The 10,532-nt window shown below is 62.4% G+C and carries 9 protein-coding genes; 7 read left to right on the top strand and 2 right to left on the bottom strand.

The genetic code is table 11. From position 1 onward, the window contains the following. The first annotated feature begins 661 nt into the window (after positions 1-661). From ACT6Y9_RS04910 to ACT6Y9_RS04890, 5 genes are all read left to right on the top strand, one after another. Positions 662-1,804 carry a trans-sulfuration enzyme family protein gene (locus tag ACT6Y9_RS04910; protein WP_443743701.1) on the top strand — a complete coding sequence of 381 codons (1,143 nt, stop codon included), beginning with the start codon at positions 662-664 and terminating at the stop codon, positions 1,802-1,804. A gap of 67 nt (positions 1,805-1,871) precedes the next feature. Then, positions 1,872-2,660, top strand: a complete 789-nt coding sequence (locus tag ACT6Y9_RS04905) for an amino acid ABC transporter substrate-binding protein (RefSeq protein ID WP_443743700.1) — start codon at positions 1,872-1,874, stop codon at positions 2,658-2,660. A gap of 129 nt (positions 2,661-2,789) precedes the next feature. Next, entirely contained in the window at positions 2,790-3,455 is a 666-nt protein-coding gene (locus tag ACT6Y9_RS04900; protein WP_443743699.1) for an amino acid ABC transporter permease, read from the top strand. A 32-nt stretch (positions 3,456-3,487) separates the two neighbouring features. Next, the gene (locus ACT6Y9_RS04895; RefSeq protein ID WP_443743698.1) at positions 3,488-4,243 is read left to right on the top strand and encodes an amino acid ABC transporter ATP-binding protein; all 756 of its coding nucleotides are present in this window, start codon (positions 3,488-3,490) and stop codon (positions 4,241-4,243) included. Between the two features lie 389 nt (positions 4,244-4,632). Continuing rightward, the gene (locus ACT6Y9_RS04890) at positions 4,633-5,457 is read left to right on the top strand and encodes a transporter substrate-binding domain-containing protein (RefSeq protein ID WP_443743697.1); all 825 of its coding nucleotides are present in this window, start codon (positions 4,633-4,635) and stop codon (positions 5,455-5,457) included. A gap of 319 nt (positions 5,458-5,776) precedes the next feature. On the opposite strand, the gene ACT6Y9_RS04885 is transcribed toward ACT6Y9_RS04890, so the two are convergent. Next, positions 5,777-7,192, bottom strand: a complete 1,416-nt coding sequence (locus tag ACT6Y9_RS04885; protein ID WP_443743696.1) for an ATP-binding protein — start codon at positions 7,190-7,192, stop codon at positions 5,777-5,779. 253 nt (positions 7,193-7,445) lie between these two features. Then, positions 7,446-8,192: a GNAT family N-acetyltransferase gene (locus ACT6Y9_RS04880; RefSeq protein ID WP_443743695.1), complete on the bottom strand. Its 747-nt coding sequence runs from the start codon at positions 8,190-8,192 to the stop codon at positions 7,446-7,448. 210 nt (positions 8,193-8,402) lie between these two features. Between ACT6Y9_RS04880 and ACT6Y9_RS04875 the strand changes: the two genes are divergently transcribed. Both ACT6Y9_RS04875 and ACT6Y9_RS04870 read left to right on the top strand, forming a co-directional pair. After that, positions 8,403-10,286, top strand: a complete 1,884-nt coding sequence (locus ACT6Y9_RS04875; RefSeq protein WP_443743694.1) for a sensor histidine kinase — start codon at positions 8,403-8,405, stop codon at positions 10,284-10,286. Beyond that, positions 10,283-10,532, top strand: a 250-nt coding sequence (locus ACT6Y9_RS04870; RefSeq protein WP_443743693.1) for a response regulator transcription factor, incomplete at its 3' end; no start/stop codon positions are given. The genes ACT6Y9_RS04875 and ACT6Y9_RS04870, both read left to right, overlap by 4 nt.

The raw sequence follows: 10,532 nt of genomic DNA, 5'->3' as shown, positions 1-10,532 counted from the left end.
GAAGCAGCGCGAGGCGTAGCGCCTGAAGACTTCGCCGCCATTCCTCCCCGCCCTGCGGGCGAGGGTTCCTGGCGGATTTTGCTGAATCGCCCGCGCCGCCCTCCTCGCTTCATTCACGGTTCGCTCATCCTCCCGGATCGTTCCGCTACGCACAACGATCTATTGACGAAATTGGAACGAGGAGGCATAGTTCTACTGAGGCCCGAGAGGATGGTTCCGCAGTCAAACGCCGCCGCACTCCCGCCTTTCCCTTTCACTCTCTTCATTCAAGACGGAATAATCATGACCAGCCGCTTTGCCTCGATGTGCATGTGTCAGATGTGCCCTGGGTTCCATCCCAGCCGCGGCGCCCGTCCCGGCATGAGCTCGAAGATCTCCGGAGAAGTCTGAACCTTTCCCCGGAGCTCTCCTCAGAAAAAGGCGCCGCACCAACGGCGCCTTTTTTGTTGACCGGAAAAACGCCTTCTCCACCAAATACGCATTTCGAGATCACGCCATGAAGTTCATCAATCCCCCGTACGCACCCGCCGTGCTCCTTGACGCGAGCTGTCCACGACTGCTCCACCACCCGGCCCAGCCGCCCTTCACCGCGGCCCCGGGCCGAATGTGAAGGGAGCACCGGCTCCCGCTCCCAACGTCAACCCAGAAGGATTCACACGTCATGCAGTACGCCACGCTCGCCGTTCACGGAGGACTTCAAGATGATTCACACCGCGCCGTCGCTTTTCCGCTCTACCTCTCGTCTACCTTCGTCCAACCGGACTCGGAGCATTTCCAGTCATACGCCTATTCCCGCAGCGCGAATCCGACGCGCGCCTCGACGGAGCGCTTGATCGCCGAGCTTGAGGGTGCCCGCCACGCCTTTGCGACGAGCTCCGGCATGGCCGCGAACGCCCTCGTCTTCGAGCTCCTTGAAAAGGGCGACCGCGTGCTCCTCTCGAGCGACGTCTACGGCGGCACCTGGCTCTTTGCGACGAAGATCTTCGAAAAGCGCGGCATTGCGTTCGACGTCGTCGAGGACTTCAACGCTTACGACTTCTCTCAGGCGCCGGCCGACGTGAAGATGGTCTTCATCGAGTCGCCGACCAATCCGCTGCTCACCGTCACCGACATCGCCAAGGTCGCCCGGGCCGCGAAGGCCCGCGGGATCCTGACGGTGGTGGACAACACGTTCCTCACCTCCTGCCTCCAGAAGCCCCTCGACCTCGGCGCCGACATCGTGGTCTACTCCGCGACCAAGTACTACGCCGGACACTCGGACCTCCTCGCGGGCTTCGTGGTCTTCAACGACGATGCGCTCTACGAGCGCCTGCGGATCTTCTCGAAGGCCCTCGGCGGCGTGCTCGACCCCTTCGACGCCTTCCTCGTGACGCGCGGCGTGAAGACGCTGCCGCTGAGGATGGCGCAGCACGAGAAGAACGCACTCGCAATTGCGCGGCATCTCGAACATCACCCTGCCGTGGAGACGGTCTTCTATCCCGGCCTCGCCTCGCACCCCGGCCACGACATTCAGGCGCGGCAGGCGAAGGGCTCGGGCGGCGTCCTCTCCTTCCAGTTGAACGAAACCGCCTTCGACCTCGACCGGTTCGTGACGAGCCTCAGGCTCTTCGCCTTTGCGGTGAGCCTCGGCGGGGTCGAGCCCCTGATCTGCCGCCCCGCCACGATGACCCACGAGTCCTACGCGCCCGAGATCCAGCAGAAGCTCGGCATCACCCGCAACCTCCTGCGGCTCGCCGCCGGCATCGAGGCGACCGAAGACCTCATCGCCGACCTCGACCAGGCCTTCGAAAAGGCGAAGCGCTGATCCGCGGCTGCTCCCGAACACCATTCACGACACTCCAACACTTCTCACCATTCACAAGGAATTCATCATGACCACGCAGAACCTCACCCGCCGCACGCTCGTCGCCTCCGCCGCGGCCTTCGCCTTCTCGTTCGCCGGCGCCGTCCACGCCGACACGCTCGACGACGTCAAGGCTTCGGGCGAACTCAAGATCGGCACCGAAGGCGTCTACGCCCCGTACACCTACCACGACGACAAGGGCAACCTCACGGGCTACGACGTCGAGGTCGCCCGCGGCATCGCCGCGAAGTTGGGCGTCAAGCCCGTCTTCGTCGAAACCCAGTGGGACGGCATGATCGCGGGGCTCGACGCCAAGCGCTTCGACATCGTCGTCAACCAGGTGACGCCTACGCCCGAACGCCGCGCCAAGTACCTCTTCTCCGTGCCCTACACCTACAACAAGGGCGCCCTGATCGTAAAGAAGACCAACAATGAGGTGAAGTCCTTCGACTTCGTCAAGGGCCGCCGGGCCGCGCAGACCCTCACCTCGAACTGGGGCAAACTCGCCGACTCCTTGGGCGCCGAGATCGTGGGCGCCGCGGACTTCCCGTCCTCCGTGCAGTTGGTCGCCACCGGGCGCGCGGACCTCACGATCAACTCCGAGCTCTCCACGCTCGACTTCCTGCGCATTCAGCCCAACGCCCCGGTGAAGATCGTCGCCCTCTGGAAGGACCCGATCGAGATCGCCATCCCGCTGCGCAAGAGCGACGCGGCGCTCCAGGCCGCGGTCAACAAGGCGCTAGATGAACTCCAGGCCGACGGCACGCTCTCGAAGCTCGCCCTTCAGTTCCTCGGCACCGACGCCTCGAAGAAGTAGTTAAACTCGTTCGACGTCGAATAGAATTCGCTTTCGAACGATCCATATTGAACGGCCGCTCCGCCGACGGACAAGAAGCCCGGGTGCGGGCGGCCGCATCCAACCGATCCATCCCGCACGCAGAAGAAAATGGACGACCGCATCCTCCAGCTCCTTGAGGACAGCTTCACGCAGCTCCTCATCCCAGGCCTCACCGTCACGATTCCCCTGACGCTCATCTCGTTTGCCGTCGGCCTCGTGATCGCGCTTTTCCTCGCGGTCGTGCGCACCGCGAACATCCCGGTGCTGCGCGAATTCGCCCGCATCTACGTCTGGGTCTTCCGCGGCACGCCGCTTCTCGTGCAGCTCTTCGTGATCTTCTTCGGCCTGCCCTCGATCGGCGTCACGATAGACGCATTCCCCTCGGCCGTGATCGCCTTCTCGATGAATGTCGGCGCCTACATGTCCGAATCCATCCGCGCCGCCATCGCCTCGGTGCCGAAGGGCCAGTTCGAGGCGGGCTACTGCGTCGGCATGACGTACCTGCAGGTGATGCGCCGCATCGTGCTCCCGCAGGCGCTCCGGATTGCGTTCCCGCCGCTCTTCAACGAATTCATCTCGCTTACGAAGAACACGTCGCTTGCGAGCTCGATCACGGTCTTCGAGATGTTCATGAGCGCGCAGCGCATCGCCGCGCGCACCTACGAGCCCTTCTGGCTCTACCTTGAGGCGGCCGCCATCTACCTCGCCTTCTCGACGGTGCTCTCGCGCATCCAGGTCGAGGGCGAAAAGCGCCTGAGAAAATACGACTTCTGATTCCCCGTTGACCGACCATTGAGAGAGAAGAAATGCTTGAGCTCCGCAACATCCACAAGTCCTTCAACGGCACCGAAATCCTCAAGGGCGTCGACCTCGAGGTCGAGAAGGGAGACGTGGTCGCCATCCTCGGGCCGTCCGGGTCCGGCAAGACCACGCTCCTGCGGATCGCGAACTTCCTTGAGACCGCCGATGCGGGCGAGATGATCTTTGACGGCGAACACGTCAACCTCCCCTCGGTTTCGCGCCGCGACGTCGCGAAGATCCGCCTCAAGACGGGCTTCGTCTTTCAGAGCTACAACCTCTTTCGCAACTTGACGGCGTTGGAAAACGTCACCGAAGGGCTGCGCGTCGTTCGCGGGATGAGCCGCGAGGAGGCCGACCGGGTGGGCCGCGCTGCGCTCGCGGAAGTCGGCATGCTCGACCGCGCCGACTACTACCCCTGCGCGCTCTCTGGCGGCCAGCAGCAGCGCGTCGGCATCGCGCGCGCGATTGCTGCGAACCCGGAGGTGATCTACCTCGACGAGCCCACTTCGGCCCTCGACCCCGAACTGGTGGGCGAGGTGCTCGCCGTGATCAGGAAGCTCGCCCAGGAAGGCCGCACGATGGTGCTCGTCACCCACGAACTCAACTTCGCCCGCCACGTCGCGAGCAAGGTGGTGCTGATGGCTGGGGGCGTCGTGGTGGAGCAGAACACGCCGGCCGAGTTCTTCGACAACCCGAAGGAAGAGCGCACGAAGCAGTTCCTCAGAAAGCTCGACACGCCCGCGGAGAATTACGTGATCTGACGCCGATGCCGCCCAGAGGCGGCGCATGGAACGAATCGAGCTCGTCGGAATGAAGCGCAGCAATCTGCAGGGGCTTCATTCGGGTGGGCGCTGCGTTTAGGCTCATCGGGCGGAAATCCCCAGGCGTTGGGACTGCACGAGGGAGGCGTCGAGGAGACGTCATGATGCGGCCGCGAGGATGCGTCAACATCCCCTTCGAGGCTACGAATGAAAAATTCATGCTGGGATCGACCTACATCTCACGGAAACATCGCTTGCATACAAATTGTTTCGATATCGAACGATCCAGGACCACCATCAGTTCCGTTGCGGCGCTATCTTTTCGGACATCAACAAAGGCCGCCTCGAACCTCTGCGTGATGCAGGCGGCCGCAAGGAATTTGATCACCATGTCCGACAATTCGATTCATGCGCTTTCCCGCCGCGGTGTTCTCGCCGCCGCCCTCGGCTCCGCTCTCCTCGCGGTGAGCGGAACTCCGTTCACCGCCCTCGCCGCCTCCGATCCGGTGGATGCCCTCGCCCGCATCAAAGCGAAGGGTGAGATCCGCATCGGCACCGAAGGCGTCTTCGTGCCCTACTCCTACCACGACGAAAAGGGCGTACTGACCGGCTACGACGTCGAGCTCGCCCGCGCGGTTGCGGCCAAGCTTGGCGTCCAGCCCGTCTTCGTTGAGTCCTCCTGGGATTCGCTTCTTGCGGGCGTCGACGCCGGGCGCTTCGACATCGTCGTGAACCAGGTCGAGGCAAATGAGGCGCGTCGTCAGAAGTACGACTTCTCGGTGCCCTACATGTACGACCATACGGCGATCCTCGTGCGCAAGGACAACGACTCGATCAAGACCTTCGAGGATCTCAAGGGCAAGCGCGCGGCCGAGTCCGCGACCGCAAACTCGAGCCGCATCGCCGAAGCCTACGGCGCGCGCATCGTGGGCGTTCAGGACTTCGCTCAGGCCGTTGAACTCGTCGTCAGCCGCCGCGCCGACACGGCGCTCAATTCGGAGCTCTCCATTGCGGACTTCATGCGCAAGAAACCCGACGCCCCCGTGCAGGTGGTCGCGCGCTACGAGAAGGCCGAGGAGATGTGCGTGCTGATTCCGAAGGCAAGCACGTCGCTCAGGACCGCGATCGACCAAGCGATCGAGGCGCTGCGCGCCGACGGTACGCTCGAGAAGCTCTCCGAGCAGTTCCTCGGCCGCGACTTCACTACGAAGTAGGCACTTGACACACTCCCCGCCCTGAAGGACGGGGGTTGCGCGAGGCCGGTTTTTGGGTCAACAAAGCCGACGGCGAGCGGGAAGCTCAACCGCCGGCTCTCTTTTGTCGTGGCCGGGCGCATGCGCCTGGCCCGTTGACCGCGAGCAAAGCGCTGCGAAGCCGGGTTCTTGCGGGTCGCGGTCTCCATTCTCTATTCAAGGGGCGTCGCCTGCTCGAATCACCTCACCAGCTCATAGAGCTTCGACACGCTTCGACGTCCATTGACGGCTCTCGGCGACTTCGTCGATGGTGTTTTGTCACTCTTCTGTAGCTACAGATTCAATCTTCACCATTGAGTCGGCCGGAAAGATCCGGAGCATACAGATCGTCAAGCGTGAAAAGCATCAAACCTTCGGATGCGGCAACCCCGTCATACCCGGAGCGGGATATAAAGCCGCATCTGTAGGGCTTGAGCGGCGATTCGTCAACCTGATCAAGCTCCTTCTGAATTGTTTGAGGACTCAGAGGTTTTGCCCTGAACTTCGCCTCATAAAAGACGTAGCCGGCCTCATCCTCCGTGACGATGTCAAATTCTCCATTCTTCTTTTTGACCGGATCGTCGTAGTAATATCGGCCGATATTGAAGAAAGGCCTGTCATTTAGGCCCGCCAGATTTCGGCGAATGAGGAATTCAGTGCAGATTCCTTCGAATTGCGATGGAACATACTTCGTCTCAAAGTCTTCGGAAATATATATCCTGAAATATTCCTCAGGATTCATCAACAGACGCTGCGACGCTCTTCTGTAGATGTATCGGTAATAGAAATTTGTGAGGTTGTCGCAGATGCGCCAACTTGTTCTTCTCGGGTTGTCGGGCTCATTTATCGGAGCTGTTTTTTCCACAAGGCCGATGCTCCGCAGCTTGCTGAGAATATCGGCAAGTTTGGAGCTGTTCTTGAAGTCCGTCTGCCCGAGAATGTCCGAAAACTTCCGTTGCCCGGCCGCCATAGCCATGATCACCTGGTTGGCGTCGCTGATCTTCGAGGCCTCTGCGTTTATGAACAATTCGACCTCCGCCTCGAGACGCGCATCCCTCCTGACCAACAATTTGATGATGTTTTCTTTTACAGTCCTGTCAGGATTCAGCAGCGTGTTGTAATAGGGAATCCCGCCGAAAACGGCATAGAGACGAACCCGATCCTCCTTTGAAAATCCGTCGTAAAACCCTTGACAGTCGTAGTAATCCAATGGCTTCAAGTCGATGACCATTCCGGCACGCCCATAAAGGGGACTCTTGTACTCCAACATGCTCCGCATGATTTCCAAGTAGGAGCCACATATGACGAGCTTCAGCCGGGATGATTTTTTATATCTGTCAAGCAGAGATTGAATGACGGAATCGAACCCTTTCTTAGTTTCTCGAAGATACGGATATTCGTCAAGCACTAAAATCATGGGTCGGTCTTTGAAGAGCTCAAAGAGCATCACCAAAACCTGCTCGAAGGATTCACATTTTGCAGGTGTAAATCCGAGACGTTCCGGAATCATCTCCAACAATCGTTGGACGTTTTCATCCTCCGACGTGGCTTTGCATTCCATGTAGATGAAGGGAACGGACCGGCGTCTGAGCGACTGAAGAATCAACTCACTTTTTCCCACGCGCCGACGACCGTACACCACCGCCAGGTTGGCGTTTCCGTCGTCGTAGTACTCATCAAGAAGGGATAGTTCAAAGGTTCTGCCAAAAAACGACATGACTGTGCATCCTTGGGGTGGATGGGTCCGTGAATGGTTGCTCTGTTTGATCCGAGTGATTTTAGCTCGGTTTGAACAGAGCGACTTTCGCTCGGCTTAATCCGAGCGATGTCTGCTCGGTTTAAACCGAGCAAACTTGAGCGCCTTCGACCCAACCTCAACGGTGCCCGGATGATCGACGACGCCGCAGACCACAAAGAAGAGGTCTCCCCCAGACCGACCGATGCCATGCCGGGTGGAACCGCTCCAGGCCTCAGGGCTGCATGGCTTTGCGCATCAGCATGCTTTCGATCGCGTCGTCCTCGATCGGAGCGCGCCAACGCTTCTTCGCGGCGATCGACCACCCGCGCTTCAAGTAGATCTTCCAGTGGCAGTGATTGTCGGTGTAGAGGAAGGCGTCGCCGATGCCGCGGGTGCGGCAGGCGGCTTCAAAATCATCCATCAACGCTTTGCCGAGCCCAAGGCCGCGTGCTTCCCGGACGGTGATGAGGTAGATGAGCTCTGCTCGCCCGCCCTCGGGCACGGGCGGGAGCCGGCCCATCAGCTCATGGTTGACGGCCATGAGGTCGTCCTCGAACTCGAGGCAGTCGCGTCCGAGGTTCGTGGCGGCAAGGCGTGAAGCACAGCGCTCGTAGAGGGTCTTCATGCGGATCCGCGCGAGGTCCCGGTGGGCGGGCTCGACGCCGTGCGTCTGAGAGTTGGAAACGTCCCAACGCATGCAGGCGAGCGCCCCGGGGCGGCCGTCGGGGAGAAGCGCCGTGCGGGCGGCGTCGGCGCGCAGCAGGTTCGTGAGCGTATAGGCGAGGGCCATCGTGCTGCGCTCCATGCTCGCCGGATCGGCGTGAATCTCCCAGCCCCAGACTTCGTCGTAGGCGTTGACGAAGGCCTCCATGTCCGCCGGCATGAAGTCGCGGACTTCGGGCGCGGGCGAGAAACGAGCGGCCGCGGTGGAGCTGTCGGTATGGGCGTCTTCGGCCCGGAGGTGCTTTAATTCGGTCATGGCGGGCATTTTCTCACGAGACTCACGCCCGCCACTCCGAATCCGCCTGGATTCTCCTGTCTTCCTCCCATCCGCACGTCCCAGATGCCCTCCGTCCCAGGCCTTCGCACTGCACTTCTTCTCCTGCTGGCGCTTCTATTCGCCCTCGGGACGGGTACCTGCGCCGCGGACGAGGCCCCTCCTCTGCAGGCGGAATTACACCGCACCAACGTGTCGCTCGCGGTCGTGGAGATGACGGAGCCGGGTTTTGCGCAGTCCACGATCATTCCGGTGAAGCGCACGCTTGAAGCGGCGCTCCCTGAGGCGACCGTCCTGCGCCTTTCGGTGAGTTCCGCCACGCTCGAATCCTCCGTCGCCAGGCTCCGGCCCGACTTCGTGATTTCGCCAGCGGCAGACTTCCTGCGGATCGCCGACGCCATGGGCGCGCACCCGATCGCGGTGCGCCGCACGCACTGGGCGAAGGACCCTTCGCGCTCCGCCGGAGCGGCGGTGATCACGCTCGCGACGCGCTCGGACATCACGAGCTTGGCGACGCTGCGCGGAATGCGGGCCGCCGCAACGCTCCCCACCTCGATCGACGGGTGGCTCGGATTCAGAAAGACGCTACTTGACGCGGGGTTCCGCTCGGAGGGGTTCTTTCGCGAAGTGAAGTTCCTCGGCGTCGGCATGCCCAACGTGGTCGAGGCAGTGCTCTCGGGCGCCTACGACGTTGGGGTCGTCTCCGCCTGCACCTTGGAGCGGATTGAAACCGAGGGACTCGTCGAGCCAGGAGTCCTCAAGGTTGCGGCAGCGCGAAACGAACCCGCCTCAGCCTGCCGCACCTCGAGCGAGCTCTACCCTGACCTGGTGATCTCGGCGCTTCCCACGGCCGACCCAGAGATTGTGCGGCGGGCGGTGGCGGCGCTTCTCTCCACCGAGCCGCCGGACGCGGAGTTCGGCTGGTACCCGGTCTCGAACTTCCACGCCGTGCGGCAGCTCGAGGAGTCTCTCCACGTCGGCCCCTGGGCTTATCTTGAGGACATGACCCCGGCCGGGATCTGGCGGCGCGCTCGACTCTGGATTCTCACGGGTCTGGGGCTTCTCCTTCTTCTCATCGCCTCCGAGATCCGGCTGCGGCGGCTTGTCGTGAAGCGTACGGCCGAGCTCTCGGCTGCCCTCACCGAGCAGGCCCGTCTCACCGAATCCGAGGCGAAGACCCGGGAGCGGCTTTCTCGCCTCGAGCGCATGGGCGCGGTGAGTCAGCTCTGCGCGTTGGTCGCGCATGAACTCAAGCAGCCCATCGGCGCCGTCATCAACTACCTCGCCGTCGCGAAGATGAAAACGGGACTCGGTCCCGCGCTCCCCGGACTCCCCGCTCCCGCGCCGGCGGACCCTCTTCTCGCCCGTGCCATTGAAGGCGCGGACGGCCAGATCCACCGCATCTGCGCGATCGTGGACCGCGTTCGCGGCTATGCGCGCCGGGAGCGCCCCGCACCGGTCGAAACCGACCTCTATGCCGTCGCCGCATCCGCAAAGGCCGGGCTCGCAGCTTCGGGCGCCGCCCCCATCCACCTCGCGCCGCGCCCTGCAGGCGTGAAGCCTTTGGTCCTCGGGGACCCCTTGGAGCTCGAGCTCATCTTCCACAACCTCATGAAGAACGCCCTCGAGGCGGTTCAGAGCCAATCCGGCGGCCGCGTGTGGGTGAAGGTCGCGACCACCTCAGGACCGGCCGTTCTGGTCACGGTGGAGGACAACGGTCCGGCGCTCTCGGACGAGGCCTTCGCCCGGCTTTCGCGCGTTTCGGCTTCCGTGAAGCCCGAGGGCCTCGGGCTCGGTCTCGGGATCGTGCGCAATCTCGTCGAAGAAAACGGCGGGCGCATGGAAATCTCGCGTCGATCTCCACACGGGCTTTCGATTGAGGTGCGCTTCGACCTCGCGCGCCCGGGTGAAGATCCCAGGGCGCCCGAGGCACCGGCCAAAGGCCATAATGAAGCGCCGTATGACCACGGCCCACGCCCAAAGGCCGTCGATACAAGATTAGACGCCGCGGCGGAGAACCGCACCGACGTGCGCCCCCAGACCCAGAATGCCCCCTCAAAGGAGACCACGCAATGACCGAGCGTCCGCTCATCCGCATCGTTGACGACGACGAGGCGCTCGCCGCTTCGAGTGCGCTTCTCCTTGAATCCATGGGTTGGGAGACCGCGGCCTACTCCTCGGGCGAAGACTTCCTCGCCCGGGGCGACTTCGCGCGCCCGGGCTGCATCATCCTCGACGTGCAGATGCCTGGGCTCGACGGCCTCGCCGTCCACGAGAAGCTCCTCGAACTCGGCTCCACGGTTCCCGTGCTCTTCCTCACCG

The sequence above is a fragment of the Sutterella sp. genome, assembly GCF_052272535.1.
GTDB lineage: Bacteria > Pseudomonadota > Gammaproteobacteria > Burkholderiales > Burkholderiaceae_F > Sutterella.
This window is presented reverse-complemented; position numbering and strand designations above follow the sequence as displayed.